At 72.1% G+C, this 24,376-nt stretch carries 28 protein-coding genes; 11 read left to right on the forward strand and 17 right to left on the reverse strand.

All coding sequences use genetic code 11. The features are described from left to right. Nucleotides 1-1,316 (reverse strand): MFS transporter (locus E1293_RS24735; RefSeq protein WP_132199843.1); only part of this gene is annotated, 1,316 nt, incomplete at its 3' end. 84 nt (nucleotides 1,317-1,400) lie between these two features. On the opposite strand from E1293_RS24735, the gene E1293_RS24740 reads away from it, so the two are divergent. The 4 genes from E1293_RS24740 (at nucleotide 1,401) to E1293_RS24755 (ending at nucleotide 4,493) form a co-directional block, all read left to right on the forward strand. Then, nucleotides 1,401-2,111, forward strand: a complete 711-nt coding sequence (locus tag E1293_RS24740; protein WP_243716499.1) for a TetR/AcrR family transcriptional regulator — start codon at nucleotides 1,401-1,403, stop codon at nucleotides 2,109-2,111. A 153-nt stretch (nucleotides 2,112-2,264) separates the two neighbouring features. Further along, nucleotides 2,265-3,185 carry an ankyrin repeat domain-containing protein gene (locus E1293_RS24745; RefSeq protein ID WP_132199844.1) on the forward strand — a complete coding sequence of 307 codons (921 nt, stop codon included), beginning with the start codon at nucleotides 2,265-2,267 and terminating at the stop codon, nucleotides 3,183-3,185. 49 nt (nucleotides 3,186-3,234) lie between these two features. After that, nucleotides 3,235-4,044 (forward strand): SAM-dependent methyltransferase, encoded by an 810-nt coding sequence (locus E1293_RS24750; RefSeq protein WP_132199845.1) that lies wholly within the window; start codon nucleotides 3,235-3,237, stop codon nucleotides 4,042-4,044. Then, on the forward strand, nucleotides 4,044-4,493 hold the full coding sequence (locus E1293_RS24755; protein ID WP_132199846.1) for a TIGR03618 family F420-dependent PPOX class oxidoreductase: 450 nt from the start codon (nucleotides 4,044-4,046) through the stop codon (nucleotides 4,491-4,493). Before E1293_RS24750 ends, E1293_RS24755 begins: the two co-directional genes overlap by 1 nt. A 6-nt stretch (nucleotides 4,494-4,499) precedes the next feature. Here E1293_RS24755 and E1293_RS24760 read toward each other — a convergent pair whose 3' ends face one another. The 7 genes from E1293_RS24760 to E1293_RS24790 form a co-directional block, all read right to left on the reverse strand. Then, nucleotides 4,500-5,015, reverse strand: a complete 516-nt coding sequence (locus E1293_RS24760; RefSeq protein ID WP_207939070.1) for a YbaK/prolyl-tRNA synthetase associated domain-containing protein — start codon at nucleotides 5,013-5,015, stop codon at nucleotides 4,500-4,502. Further along, nucleotides 5,005-5,307 carry an ArsR/SmtB family transcription factor gene (locus E1293_RS24765; RefSeq protein WP_132199847.1) on the reverse strand — a complete coding sequence of 101 codons (303 nt, stop codon included), beginning with the start codon at nucleotides 5,305-5,307 and terminating at the stop codon, nucleotides 5,005-5,007. The genes E1293_RS24760 and E1293_RS24765 overlap by 11 nt, the downstream gene beginning before the upstream one ends. An 85-nt stretch (nucleotides 5,308-5,392) precedes the next feature. Continuing rightward, entirely contained in the window at nucleotides 5,393-6,052 is a 660-nt protein-coding gene (locus tag E1293_RS24770; RefSeq protein WP_243716500.1) for a GntR family transcriptional regulator, read from the reverse strand. Between the two features lie 108 nt (nucleotides 6,053-6,160). Then, on the reverse strand, nucleotides 6,161-6,985 hold the full coding sequence (locus E1293_RS24775) for an ABC transporter ATP-binding protein (RefSeq protein ID WP_132199848.1): 825 nt from the start codon (nucleotides 6,983-6,985) through the stop codon (nucleotides 6,161-6,163). 1 nt (nucleotide 6,986) lies between these two features. Then, nucleotides 6,987-7,760, reverse strand: coding sequence for an ABC transporter permease (locus E1293_RS24780; RefSeq protein ID WP_132199869.1), 774 nt, complete (start codon nucleotides 7,758-7,760; stop codon nucleotides 6,987-6,989). Nucleotides 7,761-7,765: 5 nt separating this feature from the next. Continuing rightward, on the reverse strand, nucleotides 7,766-8,593 hold the full coding sequence (locus tag E1293_RS24785) for an ABC transporter permease (RefSeq protein ID WP_132199849.1): 828 nt from the start codon (nucleotides 8,591-8,593) through the stop codon (nucleotides 7,766-7,768). Continuing rightward, nucleotides 8,590-9,549, reverse strand: coding sequence for an ABC transporter substrate-binding protein (locus E1293_RS24790; protein ID WP_132199850.1), 960 nt, complete (start codon nucleotides 9,547-9,549; stop codon nucleotides 8,590-8,592). Before E1293_RS24790 ends, E1293_RS24785 begins: the two co-directional genes overlap by 4 nt. A 286-nt stretch (nucleotides 9,550-9,835) precedes the next feature. Here E1293_RS24790 and E1293_RS24795 point away from each other — a divergent pair, with 286 nt between their 5' ends. Further along, complete coding sequence (locus tag E1293_RS24795) at nucleotides 9,836-11,140, forward strand: MFS transporter (RefSeq protein WP_132199851.1); 1,305 nt, start codon at nucleotides 9,836-9,838, stop codon at nucleotides 11,138-11,140. Then, the gene (locus E1293_RS24800) at nucleotides 11,088-11,447 is read left to right on the forward strand and encodes a cupin domain-containing protein (protein WP_132199852.1); all 360 of its coding nucleotides are present in this window, start codon (nucleotides 11,088-11,090) and stop codon (nucleotides 11,445-11,447) included. The genes E1293_RS24795 and E1293_RS24800 overlap by 53 nt, the downstream gene beginning before the upstream one ends. A 52-nt stretch (nucleotides 11,448-11,499) precedes the next feature. Here the strand turns inward: E1293_RS24800 and E1293_RS24805 are convergent, their stop codons facing one another. Continuing rightward, nucleotides 11,500-12,393, reverse strand: a complete 894-nt coding sequence (locus E1293_RS24805) for a CU044_5270 family protein (RefSeq protein WP_132199853.1) — start codon at nucleotides 12,391-12,393, stop codon at nucleotides 11,500-11,502. Then, entirely contained in the window at nucleotides 12,386-12,973 is a 588-nt protein-coding gene (locus E1293_RS24810) for an RNA polymerase sigma factor (protein ID WP_132199854.1), read from the reverse strand. Before E1293_RS24810 ends, E1293_RS24805 begins: the two co-directional genes overlap by 8 nt. A gap of 137 nt (nucleotides 12,974-13,110) precedes the next feature. Here E1293_RS24810 and E1293_RS24815 point away from each other — a divergent pair, with 137 nt between their 5' ends. Beyond that, entirely contained in the window at nucleotides 13,111-14,202 is a 1,092-nt protein-coding gene (locus E1293_RS24815) for an adenosine deaminase (RefSeq protein WP_132199855.1), read from the forward strand. 7 nt (nucleotides 14,203-14,209) lie between these two features. Further along, on the forward strand, nucleotides 14,210-14,866 hold the full coding sequence (locus E1293_RS24820; protein ID WP_132199856.1) for a PH domain-containing protein: 657 nt from the start codon (nucleotides 14,210-14,212) through the stop codon (nucleotides 14,864-14,866). Between the two features lie 6 nt (nucleotides 14,867-14,872). On the opposite strand, the gene E1293_RS24825 is transcribed toward E1293_RS24820, so the two are convergent. From E1293_RS24825 to E1293_RS24835, 3 genes are all read right to left on the reverse strand, one after another. Further along, nucleotides 14,873-16,495, reverse strand: coding sequence for a phospho-sugar mutase (locus E1293_RS24825; protein ID WP_132199857.1), 1,623 nt, complete (start codon nucleotides 16,493-16,495; stop codon nucleotides 14,873-14,875). Between the two features lie 97 nt (nucleotides 16,496-16,592). Further along, nucleotides 16,593-17,393: a purine-nucleoside phosphorylase gene (locus E1293_RS24830; RefSeq protein ID WP_132199858.1), complete on the reverse strand. Its 801-nt coding sequence runs from the start codon at nucleotides 17,391-17,393 to the stop codon at nucleotides 16,593-16,595. A gap of 36 nt (nucleotides 17,394-17,429) precedes the next feature. Then, complete coding sequence (locus E1293_RS24835; protein WP_207939071.1) at nucleotides 17,430-17,882, reverse strand: gamma-glutamylcyclotransferase family protein; 453 nt, start codon at nucleotides 17,880-17,882, stop codon at nucleotides 17,430-17,432. A gap of 195 nt (nucleotides 17,883-18,077) precedes the next feature. Between E1293_RS24835 and E1293_RS24840 the strand changes: the two genes are divergently transcribed. Continuing rightward, on the forward strand, nucleotides 18,078-19,463 hold the full coding sequence (locus tag E1293_RS24840; RefSeq protein ID WP_132199859.1) for an NAD(P)H-quinone dehydrogenase: 1,386 nt from the start codon (nucleotides 18,078-18,080) through the stop codon (nucleotides 19,461-19,463). Between the two features lie 18 nt (nucleotides 19,464-19,481). On the opposite strand, the gene E1293_RS24845 is transcribed toward E1293_RS24840, so the two are convergent. Together E1293_RS24845 and E1293_RS24850 are read right to left on the reverse strand one after the other, a co-directional pair. Further along, nucleotides 19,482-20,768, reverse strand: a complete 1,287-nt coding sequence (locus E1293_RS24845; protein ID WP_132199860.1) for an ArsB/NhaD family transporter — start codon at nucleotides 20,766-20,768, stop codon at nucleotides 19,482-19,484. A 31-nt stretch (nucleotides 20,769-20,799) separates the two neighbouring features. Beyond that, nucleotides 20,800-21,258, reverse strand: a complete 459-nt coding sequence (locus tag E1293_RS24850) for a CBS domain-containing protein (RefSeq protein WP_132199861.1) — start codon at nucleotides 21,256-21,258, stop codon at nucleotides 20,800-20,802. A 306-nt stretch (nucleotides 21,259-21,564) separates the two neighbouring features. On the opposite strand from E1293_RS24850, the gene E1293_RS24855 reads away from it, so the two are divergent. Beyond that, nucleotides 21,565-22,224: a response regulator gene (locus tag E1293_RS24855; RefSeq protein ID WP_132199862.1), complete on the forward strand. Its 660-nt coding sequence runs from the start codon at nucleotides 21,565-21,567 to the stop codon at nucleotides 22,222-22,224. A gap of 43 nt (nucleotides 22,225-22,267) precedes the next feature. On the opposite strand, the gene E1293_RS24860 is transcribed toward E1293_RS24855, so the two are convergent. Further along, complete coding sequence (locus E1293_RS24860) at nucleotides 22,268-23,299, reverse strand: HAMP domain-containing sensor histidine kinase (protein WP_132199863.1); 1,032 nt, start codon at nucleotides 23,297-23,299, stop codon at nucleotides 22,268-22,270. Nucleotides 23,300-23,456: 157 nt separating this feature from the next. On the opposite strand from E1293_RS24860, the gene E1293_RS24865 reads away from it, so the two are divergent. Continuing rightward, complete coding sequence (locus tag E1293_RS24865) at nucleotides 23,457-24,107, forward strand: SPFH domain-containing protein (protein WP_165978378.1); 651 nt, start codon at nucleotides 23,457-23,459, stop codon at nucleotides 24,105-24,107. On the opposite strand, the gene E1293_RS24870 is transcribed toward E1293_RS24865, so the two are convergent. After that, a complete protein-coding gene (locus tag E1293_RS24870) occupies nucleotides 24,043-24,360 on the reverse strand; it encodes a DUF5313 family protein (RefSeq protein ID WP_132199865.1) in 318 nt (105 codons plus the stop codon). The genes E1293_RS24865 and E1293_RS24870 overlap by 65 nt on opposite strands. Nucleotides 24,361-24,376: the final 16 nt, after the last annotated feature.

Raw genomic sequence — 24,376 nt, forward strand, 5'->3', positions numbered from 1 at the left:
AGGCCGCCGGCGGTGGTGACGGCCGCGGCGGTCCAGCCGGCGGCGTGCAGGCCGTCCAGGAGGTCGCGCGAGCCGGTGGCGATCGCGACGAAGACCGCGAGGCCGATCGCGCCGCCGACCTCCTTGGCGGTGGTGGCCAGCCCGGACGCGACACCTTGCTCGTGTGGCGCGACGCCGGACCCCGCGGACGCGAACAGGGCGACGAAGGCGACGCCGCCGAACAGGCCCCAGACGATGCCGCCGGGCAGCAGCGTCCAGAAACCGCCGCCGGACGTGGTGCCCGCGACGAGCACCGCGATGCCCGCGCCGGTGCCCGTCGTCGAGACGGCGAGGACGGTGCGGATCCCCCAGCGGCCGAGCAGCATCGGGGTGAGCTTGAGGGCGGTGAGCATGCAGACCACCGTCAGCGGCAGGAACGTCAGGCCCGCCTCCAGCGAGCTGTAGCCGAGCACGGGCTGCAGGTAGGACGTCAGGACGTAGTAGCCGCCGCCGAGCGTGGCCTGGAAGATCGCGATCACCACCATGGTGGTGGCCAGGTTGCGGCCCCGTGCGAGCCGCAGCGGGATCAGCGGGTCGCGGGTGCGGGCCTCCACCACCAGCAGCAGTGCGAGCAGGACCGCCCCGGCGGACAGGGCACCGGCGCCGCGGAGCGACGTCCACCCGGCGTCCGGGCCGCTCGCCAGGCCGAACACCAGCAGCGCGGATCCCGCGGTGGCCAGCACCGCGCCGGGCACGTCGAAGGGGCCGGGCGTCCGGGGCGGGTCGGCGGGCAGCAGCCGCGGCGCGGCCAGGGCGCAGCCGATCGCCAGGGGCACGTTGACGAAGAACACCCATTCCCAGCCGAGGTAGTTGGTGAGGACGCCGCCCAGCAGCGACCCGGCGGCCAGTCCCGCGCTGCCCGCCATGCCCCAGGCGCCGAGCGCCCGGTTGCGCGCCGGTCCCTCGGCGAAGCCCCGGTAGATGAGGGTGAGCGTCGCGGGTGTGAGCAGAGCGCCGCCCGCGCCCTGCACCGCGCGGGCGGCGACCAGCACCTCGGAGCCGGACGCCAGGCCGCCCGCCAGCGAGGCGACGCCGTACAGCGCGAGCCCGGTCATGAACATGCGGCGCGGGCCGATCCGGTCCACGGCGCGTCCGCCGAACAGCAGCAGCCCGCCGAGCCCGACGGCGTAGGCGCTGACCACCCACTGCACGGAGGACGGGCTGAAGCCCAGCGTCCGCCCGATGTCGGGCAGCGCCACGTACACGATGTTGTAGTCGAGAGCGACGATGAGCTGTGTCAATGCCAGCAGCCCAAGGCGCAGCCGGTCCCGTTCCATGAGTCTCCTGCATGCCGTTGATTTACTACACACTGTTCAGAGAAAGCACGGCGTACAGTACTCCAACGCTGTAGAGTGTCAAGCGTGACCGAGCCGACCGTGAGCCGCCGCGACCGGATGCGCGCGCAGACCAGCGCCGAGATCAAGGCGATCGCGCTGAAGCTCATGGCGGACGGCGGCCCCGACGCCATCTCGCTGCGCGCCATCGCCCGCGAGATGGGCATGACGGCCGGCGCGATCTACAGCTACTTCCGCACCCGCGACGACCTGGTCACGGCACTGATCGGGGACGTCTACATCGCCGCCGTGGCCGCCGCCGAGACCGCCCGCGACGCCGTCCCCGAAAGCGACCCCGGCGGCCGGATCATGGCCTGGGCGCTGGCCATGCGCGCCTGGGCGCTGGCCAACCCCGAAGGCTTCCGGCTGATCTACGGCGATCCCGTGCCCGGCTACCGGCCCCCCGACGACGGCCCCGGCAAGGAGGCCGAGCTGCGCGCTTGCACCGGTCTCACCGGTCTCGTCGCCGCCGCCTGGCCGGAGGCCGCCGCACTTCAGCCGGACGACGGCGCGTACGAATGGGCCGACTTCGACCCGACGCTCGGCGCCCACATCCGGGAGGACTTCCCGGGCCTGCCTCCGGCGGCACTGGCGCTGACCATGCGCGTGTGGGGCCGCATGCACGGGCTGCTGGCCCTGGAGATCTACGGCCACCTGCGCGCCATCGTCCACGACCCGGCGACCGTCTACCACGACGAGATGCGCGACCTCGTCGCCTCCCTCGGCTCCGCGCCCTGACCCTGCTCACGCCGTCGTCGCCTACGATGGCCGGACGGCGCGGGAGGGCGCCGCCGGGTCCGCGGGCAGGACGGAGTCCACCTCTCGCATCGAACAGCAGGCCGCGATGTCTTCCGGCCCCGCCGCGGACCACGGGGTGACCAGGGAGACGTCATGCCGGACCTGCCCGCCCGTCCCGACCTGGACCAGCTCCGCCACCAGGCCAAAGACCTCCTGCGCGCCGCCAAGCGCGGCACCCCCGGAGCGATCGCCCGCATCCACGCGGTCTCCTCGGAGCTCATCCTGTCCGCGGCCCGGCTCGCGCTCGCCCGCGAGTACGGCTTCGCGAGCTGGACGAAGCTGAAGCTGGAGGTCGAGCGCCGGGACGTCCTCAACAGCCGGGACCTGTCCCGTCTGACAAGGCTGCTGGCCGAGCACCCCGAGATGGCGACCGCCAGGATGGAGCACTGGTGCGACCACCCGAAGGGCGCCGACCCCGTCGCCTACATGGCGATGCTCCGCTTCGACCACGACCGGCTCGGCCTGCCTCCCGGCCTGCCCGGCACCGGCACCGTCGCCCGGACTCTGATCGAGGCGGGCGCTCCGGTCGACGGCCATCCCGGCGACCGTGAGACGCCGCTCATCACCGCCGCAAGCTACGGCGACGCCGACGTCGCCAGGGTGCTGATCGAAGCCGGCGCGGACATCGAGGCCGCGTCCGCGCCCGACTCCGGTGGCGTCCCCGGCGGCACGGCCCTCCTTCACGCCGCCGTGTTCGGCATGACCGAAGTAGTGGACGTCCTGGTGGCCGCGGGCGCACGAATCGACAGCCTGGAAATGGCCGCTGCCGCCGGAGACATCGGCGGGTGGCCATTGGCGGATTCCGGCCATCAGAGCAAGCTTCGAGCGCTGGTCTTCGCCGCCGACCACCAGCGCCTGGACGTCATCGATCAACTCGTCGCCGCCGGGACCCCGGTCAACGAACCGGACGCCGAATGGGGCCGCCTGCCCCTTCGCACCGCGGCTGCCAACGGCAGGACGGCCGCCATCCAGCGCCTCCTGGCCCACGGCGCCGACCCCGCCCTCGCGGACTGAACGTCGCGGCCGGGCTTAGGATCGGCGCCAAACCGACGAAGGAGAGCGCGTGGCCGACAAGGAAGCGTTACCGGACGGTGTGAACACCGCCGTTCCCAATGGCGCCCGTATTTACGACTACTTGCTCGGCGGCAAGGACAACTATCTCGCCGACCAGCGGGTCGCCGAGGAGATGACCAAGGCCAATCCGTCCGCCCCGCTGACCGCGCGGGCGAACCGCGAATTCCTGGGCCGTGCCGTGCGGTTCCTGGCCGAGGAGCGCGGCGTCCGGCAGTTCATCGACATCGGTGCCGGGCTGCCCACCCAGGAGAACGTCCACCAGGTCGCGCAGGCGGTCGCGCCGGGCAGCCGCGTCGTCTACGTGGACTACGACCCCGTCGTGATCGTGCACGCGCGGGCCCTGCTGGGCACATCGGACGATGTCCAGGTCGTCGAGGCCGATCTCCGCGAGCCGGCGCGGATCCTGTCCGATCCCGTGATCAGCGACTTGATCGACTTCAGGGAGCCGGTGGCCGTGCTGCTGGTGGCCATCCTGCACTTCGTCGGCCCGGACGACGATCCGCGCGGCATCGTGGCACGGCTGCGCGCGGCGATGGCCCCGGGCAGCCACCTGGTCGTCTCGCACACCGCGAGCGAGTCGTCGGGCGAGGTCATGGGGACGGCGCAGCGGGGTTTCCGCGCCTCCGGCGCGCCGCTCACTCCGCGGACGCGAGCCGAGATCCGGGGGTTCTTCGCCGGCTTCGAGCTGGCCGAACCCGGGCTGGTCGACGTACGTGAGTGGCGTCCCGCCCCCGGCACGCCGGACGCCCGCTCCGACCAGCCGTGGACCATCGTCGGCGGCGTGGGTAGCCTCAAGTGATGACCGATCTTGCCGTCTTCGCCGATCTGATACCTCTCGACCACGGCCTGTGCGTGGTCAGTACGGTGCGGGGCGACGGCTCCGTCCAGTCGTCGGTGGCCAACGCCGGCGTCCTGGAACACCCGCTGCGGGGAGGACAGGTCGTCGGGCTCGTCGCCATCGGCGGCTCCCGCAAGCTGCACAATCTGCGGGCCGAACCCCGGGCCACGATCGTCGCGCGCGCGGGCTGGCGGTGGGCCACCGTGGAGGGTGACGCCGAGATCATCGGCCTCGACGACCCGCATCCCGAGGTGGACGGCGAGGCGCTGCGGCTGCTGCTGCGCGACGTCTTCCAGGCCGCCGGCGGCACCCACGACGACTGGGACGCCTACGACCGGGTGATGGCGGAGGAGCGCCGGGCCGCCGTCCTCATCACCCCGCGCCGCGTCTACTCCAACCCGCAGTCCTGACGCCGCTTACGCGGCGGTGATGGGAGCGATCCGGGGGGACGCCAGGCGGACGTAGTCGTCGGTGGCCAGGGCCATCGAGCGGTCCAGCCGGGCGGCGTTGAAATACAGCTCCGGGACGCGCAGGAGGGCCGGGTCGGCGACCACCTCCAGCCTCGGGTGGTAGCTGAACGGCAGGACGGTGCCGCTGACGCTGCCGGCGAGTTCCTCGGCCTTCTCACGGCCGGCGAACGCGACGTAGGTGCCGTCCAGCAGGTCCTTGACGGCCTGGAGGTCGAGACGCGCGTCGCCCGGCACCACGGCCAGGACGTACCGGCTCTGCTTCTTGCCGACCTTGACCATGACGACCAGGCACTTGGCGGCGTGCGCGACCTCGTTACCGCGCAGGGCGCTGACCAGGTCGGTGCGGCCTTCGGGCGGGTGGTCGATCAGCCGGAAACGCGCCCCGGCCGCCTCCAGGTCCGCGATCAGCCGCTCGTACGGCTCCGTCCGCTCGACGGCCTCGACTCCACCATCACCACTCACCGCTCAGCAGCTCCTTCGCCTCGGCGATCCGGTCCTCGTCACGCTGGTAGAACACCCACTGCTTGATCTTGCTGCCGCGGACGAGCCCGGCCCGCGACAGCACGCGCAGGTGCTCACCGCAGGTCGGCTGGCTCACCCCCAGCTTCTGGGCGATGAACAGCGAGCAGACCCCGTCCCGGACCAGGTCACCGTCCCGCTGCGGCGCGAAGTGCCGCTCCGGCTCGCGCAGCCACTCCAGGATCAGCAGCCGCTTGTCATTGGCGAGCGCCTTCACCAGCTCGACGTCCAGCATCCAAAGAGTATGGCACTTAGCTAATTTACTGTCTACGCGCCGGGTGTCCACCGCGGCCATGCCCGGGCCGTGGGGTCGGGCGGGGTCAGACTGTTTTCAGGGCGTTGATGACGCTTTCTAGGTGGCGGCGGGCCGCTTGTTCGGCTGCGTTGGGGGAGTGAGCGCAGATTTCGTCGATGATGGCCAGGTGCTCGGCCAGGGAGACGTTCGGCCGGCCGGGGACGAGGGCCAGCCGGAACTGGAACCGGACGGCCTGCGCACGCAGTCTCCGCAGCACCCCGGCGGCGGTCTCCTGGCCGCTGATCTCGACGATCCGCTGGTGCAGTGACTTGTTCAGCGCGGAGTACCGCAGGACGTGCCCGTCCGCGACCGCGGCCCGCATGGCGTCGCCAAGGGACCTCAACGCGGCGATCTCCTCATCGGTGACGCGCTCGGCGGCCTTCGCGGCGCACAGCCCCTCGACCGCCATGCGCACCTCGGAGATCTCGACGGCCTCGTCCAGGGTCACCGCGCGGACGCGGGCGCCGCGGTGCTGGACGCGCTCGACCAGCCCCTCGTTGGTCAGCTCGATCAGCGCCGACCGCACGCCGCTGCGGCTCGCGCCGAACAACTCGGCCAGATCGGCCTCGACAAGGCGCTGGTTGGGGGCGAAATCGCCGCGGGCGATCCCCTCGCGGATCGCGGCCGCGACGTCCGGCTGCCCGCTGCCGCCGGGGGCGTCCGTCATCCGCTCGTGCGCTGCCATGACTCCTCGCTCGGGCCTGCGCTGGGCACGCCCATCCCATCGGCGCGCGGATCGCCGCTGATCCGGCGACCGATTCTAGGGTCTCCGGCCGCGGCCGGGTGCACCGGTTCAGTCCTGCGGCCGGTGGCCGTCCTTGGCCCGCTGGACGAGCCGGTAGACGTGCCCCCGCAACTCGGTGAAGCGGGCGGCGGAGCGGGTGGTGAGCTGGTCGCGCTCGTCCGGCAGGTCGATGGGGACCTCCTCCAGCACGACCGTCGGCGAGTTCGACAGCACGATGACGCGCTGGCCCAGGTAGACGGACTCGTCGATGTCGTGCGTGACGAACAGGACGGTCACGCCGAGACGCTTCCACAGGGCGCGGACGAGGTCTTCGAGGTCGGCGCGGGTCTGGGCGTCGACGGCGGCGAAGGGCTCGTCCATCAGCAGGATGTGCGGCTCGTAGGCGACCGCGCGGGCGATGGCCACGCGCTGCTGCATGCCTCCCGACAGCTGCCAGGGGTGGGCGTCGTGGGAGCCGGCCAGGCCGACCGCGTCGAGGGCCTCCGCGACGAGCCGCTGCCGCTCGGCCTTCGGGACCCGCTTCTCCTTCAGCGGACGTTCGACGTTCTGCCGCACGGTCATCCAGGGGAACAGGCTGCGGCCGTACTCCTGGAAGACCACGGCCATGCCCGGGGGCGGGCCGGTCACCGTCCGCCCTTCGAGCACCACCTTGCCGGACGTGCTGTTCAGCAGCCCGGCGACGCATCTCAGCAGGGTGGTCTTGCCCGCGCCGGACGGCCCGACGATGCAGACGAGCTCGCCCGCCCCGACGGTGAAGGTCAGGTCGCGGACGGCCTCGACGCCGCGGCCCTTCCCCTCGTAGACCTTCCGCAGCCGCTGGACGTCCAGCAGCGCCGTGGCGGCACTCGGGCCGCCGGGTGATTCGATCGTCATCTCAACTCTCTCGCTGCGACCGGCGCAGGCCGGTGTACCAGTTCAGCGCCCGCGCCTCCACGAGGTGGAAGACGGCCGACAGCGCGATGCCGATCAGACCGAGCAGGATGATGCCGCTCCACATCTGCGGGATGGAGAAGCTGCGCTGGAACTGGATGATGGTGAAGCCCAGCCCGTTGCTCGCGGCGAACATCTCGCTGATCACCATGAGGATGATCCCGATGGACAGCGCCTGCCGCGCGCCGGCGGCGATCCGCGGGCTCGCGCCCCGCAGCACCAGGTGGACGAGGCGCGAGTGCGGGCGCATCCGGTAGCAGCGGGCGGTGTCGCGCAGCACCTCGTCCAGCGCGCGGACGCCCTCCACCGTGTTCAGCAGGATCGGCCAGACGCAGCCGGACACGATGACCAGCACCTTCATCCCGTTCCCGATACCGGCGAACAGCATCAGGACCGGCACGAGCACCGGCGACGGTATCGCCCGGAAGAACTCCAGCACCGGTTCCAGGAAGGCCCGCAGGACGCGCACGGAGCCGATCGCCACGCCGAGGCCCGCGCCGATGACCAGGGCGAGCAGGTAGCCCGCGAGCAGCCGCGCCAGGCTCGGCAGGACGTCGGCGGTGAACCGGCCGTCGAACCAGGTCTCGCCGAACGTGCCGAGGATCTTGCTGAGCGGCGGCCAGAAGAAGTCGGTGCTGTTCGCCGTCGCCGCCCACCACGCCGCGACCAGCAGCGCGGGCACCGTGACCAGCAGCAGGAAGCGGCGCATGGCGTCCATGACGCTCACGAGACCGCCTCTCCGCGGACGGACGGGTGCCATCGCAGCACCTGGCGCTCGGCGGCGCGGGCGGCCGCGTTGACGGCCACGCCGATCAGCCCGACCACGATGACGAGCGCGTACATCGACGCCACCGCGCCGGAGGTCTGCGTCACGGCGATCTGCTTGCCGAGGCCCGGCGACCCGATGACCAGCTCACCGGTGATCTCCAGGATCAGCGCGACCGCCGCCCCCAGCCGGAACCCGGTCAGCACGTACGGCAGCGCGGTCGGCCAGAGCACCGTCCGCACCTGGGTCAGCGGACGGAACCGGTACGAGCGGGCGGTCTCCCGGGCCACCGGGTCCACGTCCTGCACGCCGTACAGCACCTGCACCAGCACCTGCCAGAAGGAGGCGTAGACGACCAGCAGGAGCGTGGAGCGCATCTCGGTGCCGTACAGCAGCACGGCCAGCGGGATCAGCGCCACCGACGGGATGGGACGCAGGAACTCGATCGTCGAGGACAGCGCGGCCCGCAGCAGCGGGACGCCGCCGATCACGATGCCGAGGACGATGCCGGCGGCCGTCGCGATGGCCAGGCCGATCGCCCAGCCGCGCAGCGTCTCCAGCAGGGCGTGCCAGAACGCCCCGGTCCCGGCCTGGTCGGCCAGTGCGGACACCATCTCGCTGAACGGCGGCAGGAAGCGCTCCCGCACCAGTCCCGCCCGGGGTGCCAGCTCCAGCACCGCCGTCAGGCACAGCAGCCCGGCCAGGCCGAGAGCCCAGGCGGGCGGTGGGCGGTGACGGCGTCCGCCCCGGCCGCGTTCCGCCGCGTGCGCCGGTACCGCCGTCACGGCAGGAGGTCCTTGACGTCCGGGGCCTTCTTGATCAGCCCGTCCTGCACGGCGAGCGTCGACAGGGTCCGCAGGGACGCGCCGTTGGCCTCCGCCGGGTACTTCGGCAGCGTCAGCGAGCCGGTCAGCGACGGGTCGATCTTGGTGTAGGTGCCGAGGACCTTGCGCACCGCGTCGGGGTTCTCATCGGCGTACTTCAGGGACTTCCGCATCGCCGCCGTGAACTTCTCGACCAGCCGGGGCTTCTCACCGGCGGTCTTCTGCGAGGTGAAATAGCCGGCGATGGTCAGGTTCGGGGCGGTGTCCACGTAGTTGGACGCGATGACCTTCGCGCCGTCCTTCTTGGCCGTCGCGAGGAACGGCTCGACGACCTGGACCGCGTCCACGTTGCCCTTGTCCAGGGCGGCGAGCATGTCCGGGAAGGCCAGCTCGGTGAACTTGACGTTCTTGGCGTCTCCGCCGGCCGCCCGGATCGAGGCCCGGACCGTGGTGTCGTTGATGTTGTTCAGGGTGTTGACCGCGACCCGCTTGCCCGCGAGGTCCCTGGCCGACTTGATCGGGCTGCCGGCCTTGACGACCACACCGCCGAAGTCCTTGCCCTGCACGCCGGTCGAGCCGGCTCCGGGGGCGACGACCTTGAGCGGCAGGTCCTTGGAGCGGGCGATGATCAGCGAGGTGTAGTTGCTGAACCCGAAGTCCACCTGGCCGCTGACGACGGCGGGCACGATGGCCGCCCCGCCCTGGGCGGTCTGGAGCTCCAGTTTCAGGCCCTGCTCGGCGAAGAAGCCCTGCTGGTCTCCGAGGTAGATCGGCGCCACGTCGACGATCGGGATGACGCTGACCTTCACCGAGGCCGGGCCGTCGCCGGACGCGTCCGAGCCGTCCCCGCCTCCGCACGCGGAAGTGAGGAGGAGCAGTGAAGCGGCGGCGGCCAGGGCCGCGCGGTGTCTGATCACGGGGGTCCTCCAGGGCGCCGGTCGAGGGGCGGAGGGAAGCCGGCGCTCGCCCGACCGGACAGCGCCGCGCTGGCGTGCCGGTGATCGTACGATTTCGAAAACAAGATTGTCAACAATTTGATGGCCGAAGTTGTGAGATCTGTGATCAAGCAGATTGTTGACATTTCAGATACCCCTCATCGCTCGACGCAGCACAACGGATGGTTGTGCAGGGCGCCCAAGGGTTGTTTGCTTCCGGTCCCCTCCGCCCGCTTTGATCTCCTTGCCGACGGGACGAGGGGTGCGCATGGGGTCTGGACGATCGCTGGGACGGCCGTTCGGGTGGCTCTGGACGGCGTTGACGATCAGCACGTTCGGGACGTACCTGGCCTTCGACGCGTTCCCCCTGATCGCCATCCTGGTCCTGGACGCAGGACCGGCCCAGGTGTCGCTGCTGGCCGCCGCCGGCCTGCTGGTGGGGGCCGCGGTGGCGGTGCCGCTCGGCCCCTGGATCGACTTCCACCGCAAGCGCCCGGTGATGATCGCGATGGACCTGGTGCGGTGCGCGGCGCTGCTGAGCGTCCCCGCCGCCTACCTGCTCGGCGGGCTCACCTTCGCCCAACTGGTGGTTGTGTCAGTGATCGTGGGCACGGCCGACATCGCCTTCACGGCGGCCGGCGGCGCCTGCCTGAAGGCGCTCGTGCGGCCGGACGACCTGATCGTCGCGAACGGGCGGCTGGAGGCCACGAGGTGGACCGCCACCATGCTCGGCCCGCCGCTCGGCGGGGCCGCGATCGGGCTGCTCGGCCCGGTCACGACCGTGGTCGCCGACGCGGTGAGCTACCTGCTGTCGGCGGCGGGGGTCCGCGCGATGGGCGGGACGGAGCCGCGCGCCGCGAAGACCGCCGCGCCCCGCCCGCGCGCCGGGGACCTGCTCGAAGGGTGGCGGCACATCCTGCGCCACCCGGCGCTGCGCCGGCTGTTCTGCAACACGCTCCTGGTCAACGGCCTGATCATGGCGACGGCGCCGGTCCTCGCCGTCCTCATGCTCGGCCGGCTCGGGTTCACGCCCTGGCAGTACGGGCTGGCGTTCGCCGTCCCCTGCGCCGGCGGCCTTCTCGGCTCCCGGCTGGCGGGCCCGCTCGTCGCGCGGTTCGGCCGGTACCGGGTCATGGTCGCCGCCGGGTCCCTGCGCGCGTGCTGGCTGCTCGGGCTGGCCTTCGTCCGGCCGGGCGCCGCCGGGCTGCTCCTCGTCATCGCCGTGGAGTTCGGGCTGATCACCTGTGTGGGCGTGTTCCAGCCGCTGGTCGCCGCGTACCGGCTTGAGCAGACGGCGGCGGATCTGACCGCCCGCATGCTGTCCGCGTGGTCGGTCACCGGCAAGGCCACGACCGCCGCCATGACCGCCCTGTGGGGCCTGCTGGCCGGTCTCACGAGCCCCCGCGCCGCGATCGCGGCGGCGGGCGCCCTCAGCCTCGCGACCCCGCTGCTGCTCCGCTTCTTGACGCAGGTCAGCGAGGGTGCAAGCGTGAAAGGTGATGGTGAAAGGGGGACCCATCATGGCGGAAATCAAGAGCATCGAGAAGCCGGACGACCGGCGGGACTTCCCTAGAGGGCACCTTGAGGTCGTCAACCTGACGGGCCTGGTCTTCGGGAAGGCGACGTTCGAGCCCGGATGGCGTTGGACGGAGTCGGTCAGAGACCTCGCGGGCACCGACCTCTGCGAGGTCCACCACAACGGATATGTCGTCCAAGGCCGGATGCGCATCCTCATGCGGGACGGCGCGGAGGGCGAGGTCGGGCCAGGTGACGTGTTCGTCGTCCAGCCCGGGCACGATGCCTGGGTCGTCGGGGACGAACCGTGCATCATGTTCGACTTCGCAGGCGGCATGGGCGAATACGCCAAGGCCACCGGCTGATCGATCGTCGCCAGGGGCGGGGGCACGGAGACGGGCCCCCGCCCCTGAACGGTCAGGCGGGCTTGGTGTCGGTCCAGGACGCGGTGATCGTCATGGTGGCCGGGGGCTGGATCCAGACCGTTCCGCCGCTCTGGGGGACGTAGAAGTTGGTGTTGCGCACCCGGCCGGTCGCCGGATCCACGACCAGCCTCTGCGGCTCGGAGCCGAACTCCAATCCTTGGCCGCCGTCGACTTCGCCGAGGCTCCGCACACCCGGATAGGTCGCGATCGCCCGGAAGGCGGCGGCGCGGACCCCGGGTGCCGCGGGGACGTCGGTCACCAGGGACACGAGCGAGTAGAGACCGAACTCCCGGCGGTCGGCGGCGGTGAGCTTGCCCGCGCTGGTGCGGACGTCGCTCCCCTGCCAGCCCTTGGCGATCCACTTCTTGAGCGCGGCGGGTTCGGCCGGCAGGTTCTCGACCTGCTTGAACGTCACCGGAAGGCCGCCCAGCGACAGTCCGGACGAGCCCTTGAGCAGCCTGCCGCCGGCCTTCGCGCTGCTCGTCCAGGTCCGGCCGGTCCGGGTCGTCCAGCTCTCCCAGCTCTCCCGGCTCCGCCCCTCGGCGCCGGGCCCGTTCCGGACGTACTCGACGTGCCAGTAGGTGCCCTTGCCCTCCGGCGCGCGGGCGGCGGACTCGGCGGCCACGAGAAGGACCTGCCGCGCCGACATCGGGGACGGCGGGCCGTTGGGCGTGCCGGTGGGCCCGCCGGATCCGGAGGTGGTGACGACGACCGCGGTGGCCGCGGCGGCGCCGGCGAGGCCCAGCCCGGCGGCGGTCCAGGCCGTCCTGCGGCGGCGGGACGGGCGGCGCATCGCGTTCTGCAGCCGGTGCCGGCCCTCGTCGACCGCCTCGCGGGACGGGTCGGGCTTGTGCAGCGCCTCGGCGAGCATCTGCAGGTCATCCATGGAATGCCTCCTTGTCGATGGCTTTGGTGAGCTTCTTGCGGGCGCGGCTGAGGCGGGACCCGACCGTCCCGTAGGAGATGCCGAGTGCGTCCGCGACCTCCTCGTGGGTGAGCTGGGCGAGGGCGACCAGCAGGACGACGTCGCGTTCCCCGCGTGACAAGGCGGTCAGGGCCGCCGCCAGCTCGGGCTTCATCCGCTCGGCCGCGACGGACGCGACGACGCGGTTCTCGTGGCCGCCGTCGGCGCGTGCGGGGGCCGCCGCGAGCGCCCGGTAGTGCCGGGCCTCCGCGCGGCGGTGCCGGGCGACGAGGTTCGTGGCGATGCCGAACAGCCAGGGCCGCAGGCCGCCGCGCTCGGGGTCGAACCGGTCCCGCCTCGCGAACGCGGTCAGGAACGTCTCGGCCGCGACGTCCTCGCCGGCCTGCACGTCCAGCCGCCCGGCGGCGTACCGGTAGACGTCGCGGTAGTAGCGGTCGTACACGGCGGTGAACAGCTCGGGATCGCGCCGGAAACGGGCGGCGAGCTCGGTGTCGGTCGGATGCTCGGTGTCGGTGAGCTGCTCGTCCACGCCGGCGCTCAAGTCCGTGTCTCTGTCATGCCGTTCCTCCGAAGCGGGTGTGGATGGTGGACACCCGTACTTCGCGCCATGCCGGAATCGCTTTCCCGCGGGCGGGAGTTGACGAGGCCGAGGGGGCGCGGGGCGGGTAGGTTCGAGGAATGAACGTTCGGCCGACTCTTGAGGACATCCGGCGCGCGCCGAAGGTGCTGCTGCACGACCACCTGGACGGCGGCGTGCGGCCCGCCACCATCGTGGACCTGGCGCGGGACACCGGGTACGCCGACCTGCCCACCACCGACGCGGAAAGCCTGCGGACGTGGTTCGAGGAGGCGGCCAACTCGGGGTCGCTCGAACGGTACCTGGAGACGTTCTCCCACACCGTCGGGGTGATGCAGACCGCCGAGGCGCTCACGCGGGTCGCGTACGAGTGCGCCGAGGACCTCGCGAAGGACGGGATCGTCTACGCGGAGGTCCGGTACGCGCCCGAGCAGCACCTGCGCGCGGGACTGTCGCTGGAGCAGGTCGTCGAGGCCGTCCTGGACGGGTTCGCGCGCGGCCGCGAGGAGTTCGGCATCCGGGTCGGGACCCTCGTCACGGCGATGCGGCACCAGGCGCGGTCCATGGAGATCGCGGAGCTGGCCGTCCGGTACCGGGACGCGGGCGTCGTCGGGTTCGACATCGCCGGCGCCGAGGCCGGGTACCCGCCGACCCGGCACCTGGACGCGTTCGAGTACCTGCAGCGGGAGAACGCGCACTTCACCATCCACGCGGGCGAGGGGTTCGGGCTGCCGTCGATCTGGCAGGCGATCCAGTGGTGCGGCGCCGACCGGCTCGGGCACGGCGTCCGGATCATCGACGACATCGAGGCGGACGGCGACGACGCGCGGCTCGGCCGGCTCGCCGACTACGTGCGGGACAAGCGGATCCCGCTGGAGATGTGCCCGACGTCCAACATCCAGACGGGCGCGGCGAAGTCGATCGCCGAGCACCCGATCGGGCTGCTGCGGCGGCTCAGCTTCCGTGTCACGGTGAACACCGACAACCGGCTGATGAGCGGCACGACCCTGTCGGAGGAGTTCGCGAACCTCACCGAGGCGTTCGGCTACGGCTGGGACGACCTGCAGTGGTTCACGGTGAACGCGATGAAGTCGGCGTTCGCGCCGTTCAACGAGCGGCTCGAACTGATCAACGGCGTGATCAAGCCCGGTTTCGCGCAGCTCAAGTGGAGCGGCGCCCGTCCCCTGGCATGATCGGGCCATGACCATTCGCTCCACCGGCGGGCGCGTCGCCGCTTACGCGTGGCTCGTGTTCGCCGTGCTGAACTTCGTGGACCTGTTCGTCGGCATCACCGGTGACCCCGACTACTCGCTGACGACGCTCACGATCGCGTTCCTGCTGCTGTTCGGCTGCGGCATCGCCTACGCGGTCGGGCTGCGGCCGATCATCCGCGGCGACGACGATGGCGTCACGATCCGCAACCCCCTGCGGGACGTCCGGGCGCCGTGGGGGGCGGTCCGCAGGATCGAGGGCCGGAACGCGGTCACGGTCGCCTTCACCGGTCCCGGCGGGACGGACGTGGAGACCCGGGCCTGGGTGCTCCAGACGTCCCCCCGCGCGCAGGCCAAGGCCGAGGCGCGCGCCGAGAAGGAGGCCCGCAAGAACAAGGGCGAGGGCCTCGACCTCCGCGGCCGGACGCCGACGGCGTTCGCCGCCCGGCAGCTGAACGAGATCAAGGACCGCAACCGCCCGAAGGCCCGCTCCGGCGCCCCCGACAAGGCCGCCGCCGCCAAGGCCAAGGCCGACTCCGAACCCCCCTCCCAAGGCACGATCCAGTGGTCGATCCCAGCGGTGGCCGCCCTGGTCGTCCCCTTGGCCGCCCTGGTGGTGAGCCTGATCATCTCCATGACCAACTGACCCTCGTCAGGCGAGGGTCGTGGCGAGGGCCGTGCGCAGGGCTTCCAGGGCGGTGGCGGCTTCGGCGCGGGCCGCGGTGATGTCGTCGCCGACCGGGAGGACGACTTCCAGGTAGCACTTGAGCTTTGGTTCCGTGCCCGAGGGGCGGATGACCACTCGGGAGCCGCCGGCCAGGCGGAAGCGCAGGCCGTCGGTGGGGGGCAGGCCGTCGGCCGGACGGGCCAGGTCGTCGAAGGACTCGACGGGGTGGCCGGCCAGTTCGCGTGGGGGAGCGGCGCGGAGGCGGGCCATCGCGGCCTTGATGAGTGAGAGGTCGTCCACCCGGATCGACAGCTGGGACGTGGCGTGGAGGCCGTACTTGCGGGCCTGCGCGTCCAGCAGGTCGAGAAGGGTGCGGCCGTCGCGCTTCGCGTCGGCGGCGAGGGCGGCGACGGCCAGGGCGGCGCCGATGCCGTCCTTGTCGTTGACGAGGACGCCCCGGTCGTCGCCGACGCTGTAGCCGAGCGCCTCCTCGTACCCGAACACCGGCCGGTCGGCCGCGCCGCCCGCCTTCATGATCCACTTGAAGCCGGTCAGCGACTCGGCGAACCGGACCCGATGCGCGGCCGCGATCGAGCGAAGCAGCGACGACGACACGATCGTCGTGACGACCAGGCGGTCATCGCCGGTGGTGTGCCGCAGGACGTGCTCGGCGAGCAGCCCGCCGACCTCGTCCCCGGTCAGCGCCCGCCAGCCGGACGGGGCCCGGACGGCGACGGCGCAGCGGTCCGCGTCCGGGTCGTTGGCGATCACCAGGTCGGCGTTCCGCGCCTCGGCGAGGCCCAGCGCCAGATCGAGAGCGCCCGGCTCCTCCGGATTCGGGAACGCGACGGTCGGGAAGTCCGGGTCGGGGTCGCCCTGCTCCGGGACGACGATCGGGGCCGGGAACCCGGCACGGTCGAACGCCGCGAGCAGGACGTCGCGCCCGACGCCGTGCATCGGCGTGTAGACGATCGAGATGTCGCGGTCGCCGCCGAGGCGCAGCGACGACACCGCGTCGAGGTACAGGTCGGTATCGGTGTGGACGGGCCAGCCCTCGCCGAGCGGCACCTCGTCCACGCGGCCGACGGCGTCGATCGCGGCGGAGATCTCCGCGTCCGTCGGCGGGACGATCTGCGCCCCGTCCGCCCAGTACACCTTGTAGCCGTTGTCGCGCGGCGGGTTGTGGCTGGCCGTGACCATGACGCCCGCCACGATGTCGTCGAACGTCCGGGTGAAATGGGCCAGCACGGGCGTCGGGACCGGATCGGCGAACACCTCGGGCCGCAGCCCCGCCCCGCTGAGCACGGCCGCGGTGTCATCGGCGAACCGGCGCGAGCCGTACCGCGCGTCGAAGCCGATGATCACACGGCCGCCGGGCGGGAGGCGGGCGGCGAGCCCGGCCGCGGCGCGCATGACGGTCACCCGGTTCATCCGGTTCGGCCCGGCGCCCAGCTCGCCGCGCAGCCCGGCCGTCCCGAACTCCAGCCGCGCCCCGAACCGCTCGGCGAGCGCCTGGTCGTCGTCCAGGACCGCCCGAAGCTCAGCCCGCGTCTCGGGGTCCGGGTCCTGGGCCAGCCACTCCTCGGCCTGCGCCCGCAGATCGCTCATCCCTCGACCAGCCCTCGAATCCGGTAGATGCCCACGGCCTGCACGTTCCCCGCCCATGCCGTTCCAGCCGCCCGGCGCTCGCCCGCGCCGGGGCGCGTCACAGCTTGGCGAGGACGGTGCCGAGCAGGGTGCCCATGCGGCCGGCGGACGCACGCCCCGCCGCGAGGACCTCCTCGTGGTCGAGCGGCTCGTCCGACAGCCCGGCCGCGATGTTGGTGACCAGGGAGATGCCGAGCACGTCCGCGCCGCCCCGCCGGGCCGCGATCGTCTCCAGCACGGTCGACATGCCGATCATGTCCGCGCCCAGTGCGCGCAGCATCCGGATCTCGGCGGGCGTCTCGTACGTCGGGCCGCGGAACGCCGCGTAGACGCCCTCGGACAGCGTCGGGTCGACCTCCTTGGCGAGCGCCCGCAGGCGTCCCGAGTAGGCCTCGGTCAGGTCGAGGAAGGTCGCGCCGGTCAGCGGGTTCGCGCCGGACAGGTTCAGGTGGTCGGAGATCAGCACCGGGTCGCCGACGCTCTGGTGCTCGGGCCGCAGCCCGCCCGCCGCGTTGGTGAGCACCATCGTCGTCACACCGGCGGCCAGGGCCGTCCGGACGGGATGCACGACCGCGTCGACGCCGCGTCCCTCGTACAGGTGCGTCCGGCCGAGGAACACCAGCGCGCGGCGCCCGCCCGCCTCGACGACCCGGATCCGCCCGGCGTGGCCCTCCACGGCCGGGGGAGCGAAACCGGGAAGGTCGGTCACCGTCAGCTCGGCGACGGGCTCGCCCAGCTTGTCGGCCGCCGGAACCCACCCGGACCCCATCACGAGGGCGACGTCGAACGCGTCGATGGACGTGCGGTCGCGCAGCACGTCCGCCGCGTCGCGCGCCAGTGCAAAAGCGTCGTTGCTCACATCGCCGACACTACAGCCGCGTGCCCCGTGGCTTGATCAGTCGCCCAGCGACCTGCAGGGGCGTTCGCGCAGCTCTTTCACGTAGTCGTCGGGGGCGCCGGCCTTCTCCGCCGCGTCCGCGAGGATGCCGAGGTAGCGCGCGGACGGCAGCCCGCCCTCGTAGTCATCCAGGACGTACAGCCAGCAGAGCGCGTCGCCGTCCAGCGTCTGCACCCGGATCCTGAGCTTGCGGTAGACGTCGAGCGCCGCGCCCTCCCAGCCGTCAAGCTCCTTCTCGTCCCAGGCGGGCACGTCGTACATGACGACGAAGACCTGCTCGGAGTCGTCCTCGACGACCGTTGCGAGGGCCCCGTCCCAGCCCTTGTCCTGCCCGCCGAAGGTCAGCCGCCATCCGGCGAGCCAGCCCGTGCCGCGCATCGGGGAATGCGGAGCCCGGCTAGCCATCTGCTCGGGATCCATGTTGGAGGCGTACGCCGCGTACAGTGCCACGTTGGCCAAGGCTACGCCACGCACGTCTCGGGGGTGTGGGGGTTGGCCCCCACGGGGAACGCGCCACGCACGTCTCGGGGGTGTGGGGGTTGTCCCCCACAGGGAACGCGCCACGCACGTCTCGGGGGTGTGGGGGCTGGAGAACTGGGGTGGCGTGGGACTTTTCACTCTCGTGAGTAGGAAAGAATGGAAGATGTGACCCGTATCGTGATCATCGGAGGAGGCCCGGGCGGGTACGAGGCCGCGCTCGTCGCGGCGCAGCTCGGCGCGGACGTGACCGTCGTGGAACGGGACGGTCCGGGCGGCGCGTGCGTGCTCACCGACTGCGTGCCCTCCAAGACGCTCATCGCCACCTCGACCCGGATGGCGGTCATGTCGGAGTCGGCGGGCCTCGGGCTGCGGTTCAACGGCGGCCCGGACGGGATCGTCGGCGCCCTTGAGGCCGACATGCCCGAGGTCAACAAGCGCGTGAAGGACCTCGCGCGGGCCCAGTCGTTCGACGTGGCCGAACGGCTCGCCTACGAGGACGTCAAGATCGTCCGCGGGGAGGCGCGGCTGGTGGAGCCGCATGTCGTCGCGGTCGGCGACCGGCGCATCGAGGCCGACAACGTGCTCATCGCGACCGGCGCGACGCCGCGGGTGCTGCCCGGCGCGGAGCCCGACGGTGAGCGCATCCTCAACTGGCGCCAGCTCTACGACCTGCCCGAGCTGCCCGAGGAGCTGATCGTGGTCGGCTCCGGCGTGACGGGCGCCGAGTTCGCCGGGGCGTACCTGTCGCTCGGCTCGCAGGTCACGCTGGTGTCGTCGCGGGACCGTATCCTGCCGACGGAGGACGCCGACGCCGCGGCCGTGCTGCAGGAGGTGTTCCTGCGGCGCGGGATGAACGTCATGTCGCGGTCGCGGGCGGCGGCGGTCGAGCGGTCCGGCAACGGGGTGATCGTCACGCTGGAGGACGGGACGAAGGTCGAGGGCACGCACTGCCTGATGACCGTCGGGATGGTGCCGAACACCGAGGGCATCGGCCTTGAGGAGGTCGGCGTCCGGTGCGACTCGCGCGGTTTCGTGGAGGTCGACAAGGTGTCGCGGACGTCCGTCCCGCACATCTACGCCTCCGGCGACTGCACCGGTGTGCTGATGCTGGCGTCGGTCGCCGGCATGCAGGGGCGCATCGCGATGTGGCACGCGCTCGGCGAGGCGGTGCAGCCGCTGAAGCTGGGCTGGGTCGCGTCCAACATCTTCACCGACCCCGAGACCGCGGCGGTCGGCGTGACGCAGCACATGGTCGACTCCGGCGACGTGAACGCCCGGACGGTCATGCTGCCGCTGTTCACCAACGCGCGGGCCAAGATGCAGGGCTTCGAGGACGGTTTCGTGAAGCTGTTCTGCCGCCCGTCCACGGGGATCGTCCTCGGCGGCGTGATCGTGGCGCCGCGGGCGAGCGAGCTGATCCTGGGCGTGTCGATCGCCGTCCAGCAGCACCTGACGGTCGACCAGCTGGCGCACACGTTCGCGGTGTACCCGTCGCTGACGGGCAGCATCACCGAGGCGTCCCGGCGGCTGATGGCCGAGCACGCCTACTAGAGGCGTGCCCGGCAGGGCCTAGGAGAAGTAGCGCAGGGCCACGTAGACCCAGGCCATCAGTGTGCTCAGCAGGGTGACGACGATCCCGTACCGGGTGAACTGCCAGAAGCTGATCGGATGCCCGGTCTTGGCGGCGATGCCGATCGCGACGACGTTGGCGCTCGCGGCGACGGCCGTCCCGTTCCCGCCGAAGTCGGCGCCGAGCGCGAACGACCACCACAGCGCTTCGGCGGTCGCCGGGTCGGGGGCGCCCGCGGCCATCCCCTCCACGATCGGCGCCATCGTCGCCGCGTAGGGGATGTTGTCGAAGAACGCGCCCAGCACGGCGGACCCGAACAGCAGGCTGGTCGCGGCGAGGAAGTAGTTGTCGCCGACCGCGTCCACGGCCCAGGTGCCGATCTCCTCGATGACGCCGGTGTGCCCGAGCCCGGCCACCATCACGAACAGGCCCATGAAGAACACCAGGACGGGCCACTCGACCTCGTCCAGGACGTCGGAGACGTCGACGCGCGAGACCAGCAGCATCACGCCGGCGCCGACGAGCGCCACGATGGACGGCTCGACGTGCACCACCGAGTGCACCATGAACCCGACGATCACCAGGGCCAGTACGGCGAGGCAGCGGACGAGGAGCGCCGGATCGGTGATCGCTTTGCGCTCGTCCAGCGACATGACCTCGGCCACGTACCGCTCGTCGTAGGTGAACGACTTGCGGAACAGCACCCGCGCCAGCAGCACGAACGCGATGAAGACGAGCACCACGATCGGCGCCATGTGGACGAGGAAGTCGTTGAACGTCAGCCCGGCCCGGCTGGCGATGATGATGTTCGGCGGGTCGCCGATCAGCGTGGCGGCGCCGCCGATGTTGGACGCCAGCACCTCGGCGATGAGGTGCGGGTGCGCCGGGATGCGCAGCCGGTTGCAGACCACCACCGTCACCGGCGCCACCAGCATGATCGTGGTGACGTTGTCCAGGAACGGGGACGCGATCGCGGTGATGAGCATCAGCATCACCAGCAGCCGGTACGGCCTGCCCTTCGAGCGTTTGGCCGCCCAGATCGCCAGGTAGTCGAACAGCCCGGTCCCCTTGATGATCCCGACGATGATCATCATGCCGAGCAGCAGGAAGATGACGTTCCAGTCGATCCCGTCGTGCTCGGAGAAGAAGACATCGGCGCCGGGGGCGAGCCCGAGCACCGTCATCGCGCCGGCCGCGATCAGGACGACCTTGACCTTGTCGATCTTCTCCGTCGCGATGAAGAAGAACGCGACCACGAACACGGCCAGGGCCGCGATCGCGGTCACCGCGCGTCCCCGGGACGGCGCGGCGGGCGGGTCAGTCGTCGGGCCTGGTCAGCGCCAGCGCCGACAGGAGCCGGTCGAGCGTGACGGCGCCGGCGAGCAGGCCGGCGCCGTCTACCACCGCGACCAGCGGGCTGCGCTGCCGGGCCATGAGCGTGCCGAGCTCCAGCAGCGTGGCGGACGGTTTGACGATCACCGGGCGGGCTGTGTGCGTTCCGAGGCAGTCGCCGACCTTCAGGTCGCGGATCTCGTGCCAGAAGACGTCGGCGTGGGCCTCGTCCACGGTCCGGGTGAGCGCCGGGTCCTCCTGGTAGGCGATCGGCACCGCCAGCCGCAGCACCTGCGTGCCCGGCAGGACGACCCGGGGGCGCTGTGCCTCGTCCACCACGATCAGGCCCGGCAGCCGGCCGAGCGCCATGACCTGTATCGCGTGGGCGATCGAGTCGCCCAGCGTCACGGTCGGCACCTGTATGGCGATGTCCCGCGCTTGCATGCTGTCCTTTCGGCTTCCGGAAAGCCTTGTTCGTGCCGTTGATAGGTTCCTCCTCCTGACGCCGGGGACGCTCCCGTCGCAGGACGGTCTCCGCGGCGCCGTGGGCGGGGGACGGTGCCCGCCGCCCATTCGCTGTGCCATGCGTCCGCCCCTTTCTGCGTACGCTGTCCAGTCTTTGCGGCGGGGGGCCGGGCCGATATCGGGGGCGGCACCCATATCGGCCCCGGCGCGCTATGTATTCGCAGCTGGACCGGCCTCCTCGCGGGCGCGCGAGCCTAGGATGGGAGCGAGACCGGAGGTGAACGGGTGCACACTCGGGAGTCGGCCACCCGGATACTGCTGGCCGACGATCACGCGCTGGTGCGCCGCGGGCTGCGCCTGATCCTGGACGCCGAACCCGACCTGACCGTGGTCGCGGAGGCCGCCGACGGGGCGGAGGCGATCGAGGCGCTCGCGGCCGGCGGCGTCGACCTCGCGATCCTCGACATCGCGATGCCGCGGATGACGGGGCTGCAGGCCGCGCGGGAGATCGCCCGCCGCTTCCCCACGGTGCGGACCCTGATCCTGTCGATGTACGACAACGAGCAGTACCTGTTCGAGGCGCTGAAGGCGGGCTCGTCCGGCTACGTGCTGAAGTCCGTGGCCGACCGCGACCTGCTGCACGCCGTCCGCGCCGCGATGCGCGATGAGCCGTTCCTGTACCCGGCCGCCGTCACCGCGCTGATCCGCGAGTTCCTCGCCCGGGACCGCGACGGCACCGGCCCCGAGAGCATCCTCACCCCGCGCGAGGAGGAGATCATCAAGCTGATCGCGGAGGGGTACTCGTCCAAGCGGATCGCCGAGACGCTCACGATCAGCGTCAAGACCGTCGACCGGCACCGCGCGAACATCCTCGGCAAGCTCGGCATGCGCGACCGGCTGGAGCTGACGAAGTACGCGATCCGCGTCGGCCTCGTCGAGCCCTGAGGCGGCCCTGAGGCGACGCTGAGGCGCTGGGGCGGCGCTGAGATCAGCTCGGGCGGTCGCCCGGCGGCGGGACGACCAGCCGCACCTCGGTGCCGCCGCCGTTCGAGGGGCCGATCGTCAGCCGCGCGCCGATGAGCATCGCGCGTTCCCGCATCCCGTGGATGCCCGAACCGGCCATTCCCTTCGAGGGGGGACGACCCCCCACGCCCCCCGGATCGCCTCCGGCTCCGATTTCTGCGGGCGGGCCCGAACCGTCGTCGGCCACGCGCAGGACGACGCGGCCGTCCTTCTCCTGCGTGAGCGACAGCTCGGCGTTCCGCGCGCCGGAGTGCCGCCACACGTTCGTCAGGCCCTCCTGCGCGATCCGGTAGATGACCAGCTCGGCGTCCGCGCCCAGCCCCTCCAGGCCGGTCTGGACGCGGCGCGTCACGCGCGGGCCGCCCGCCCCGGAGAAGTCCGTGGCGAGGGCGGTGAGCGCGCTGGTCAGGCCCAGATCGTCCAGGACGCCGGGACGCAGCCGCCGCGCCACCCGGCGCACCTCGTCCAGGCTCGACCGGACGACCTCCTGGACGCCCCGCAGTTCCTCCGCGACCTCCTCCGGCGCCCGGTTCACCACCGACTTCAGCTCCAGCAGCACGACGGTGAGGGACTGGCCGATCTCGTCGTGCAGCTCCTGTGCGATGCGGCGCCGCTCGGCCTCCTGCGCGTCCAGGACGACGGCGGTGCTGGTGCTGCGGTCGGCCTCCAGCCGGTCCAGCATCGCGTTGAACTGGTCGACCAGATGGAACAGGTCGCCGCTCCCGCTGGCCGGGAGCCGGTCGCGGGAGCGCAGCGAGTCCATCCGCGTCATCAGCGCGCTGAGGCCCGCCAGCGGCGCCAGGCCGGCGCGCAGCAGGAACGCGTTCGCCGCCATCATGACGGCCAGCCCGACGGCCAGGACCGGGAGCTCGCGCAGCAGGATCGGCGACGACACGGTGACCGGCCCCACCGCCAGCGCGGTGGTGCCGGCCGCGAAGATCAGCCCGTTGATGCCGAGGATGCGCCAGTACAGCGCCGATGCGGGAGTCCTGCTCATGGCACCACGTCACCGCATGGGCCGCGTCTTGTCCATGGGCGACACCCCATGTCGTGCCTGCATGGTGCGCCCCTGCCGGTATGGGCGTCGCACCCGATGGCGAAATCCCCGGCCCTTGCCGACAGTGGAAGACGAGCCGAGGTGGAGGTGGATCGCCATGGACGTCGCCGCCGCGAGGGAGAGCATCCTGAGCTTCCCCGCCGCCGCCCTGATCGTCGCCGGGCTGCTGGTGGCGATGATCGCCGCCTCCGGGCTGCGCCGGGTCGGGCCGCACGAGCGGCTCGTCGTCCGGCGGTTCGGGTGGCCGCTCGGCGTCCGCGGGCCCGGCCTGCGGTACCTGCTGCCGGGCGCCGACACCGGCGTCCGCGTCCCCATGGGGGCGAGGCCGCACGACATCTGGCTCAGGGCGATGACCAAGGACGGCGTCCCGCTGCACGTCAAGGCGCTGGCGGTGATGGGGACCGGCGACCCCGTCCGCTACGCCGATGCGGCCGGGTCGCCGTCCTCCTCCGCGCAGGCGGCCACCGAGGTGGCGCTGCGCGCCGTGATAGCGGACCGGGACCTGGCGGACCTGCCGTCCCTGCTGGCGGGCGGGGACGACCCGGAGCTGGTCCGGCGCGTCGACGAGGCCGTGCGGCCCTGGGGAGTGGCCGCCCGCCTCGTCACCATCACCGACGCGACGGTCCCGGTCCGCTCCGGCCCGCCCGGCTCCCGTCCGCCGCGGGCCCGCCGCGAGCCCGTGCCTACCGCTCGGGCGGGCGGAGGCCGTGCCGGTGCAGACGGGAGCGCCGCAGGTCGTCCGAGCTGATCGCGACGGTGAGCGTGCTGGCGAGCAGCGCCAGCAGCGGCACCGCCGCCTTCGTCCACGGCGGTCCGGGCAGCAGCGCCAGGAGCAGGCAGACGGGCACCATCACGTACAGGTGCCGCAGCAGGATGCGTCCCCGCCAGCCGGCGTCGGTCAGGTCGTGCCGGACCCAGTCGCGGTTCCCGGGCGGCAGCCGGAACCCCAGCGCGTACCGGACGCGTCCGAGCGGGCTCGGGTCGCCGGGCAGCCGGACCATGGGATCTCCCTAGAAG

It is taken from the genome of Actinomadura darangshiensis, from assembly GCF_004349235.1.
Classification (GTDB): Bacteria; Actinomycetota; Actinomycetes; order Streptosporangiales; family Streptosporangiaceae; genus Spirillospora; species Spirillospora darangshiensis.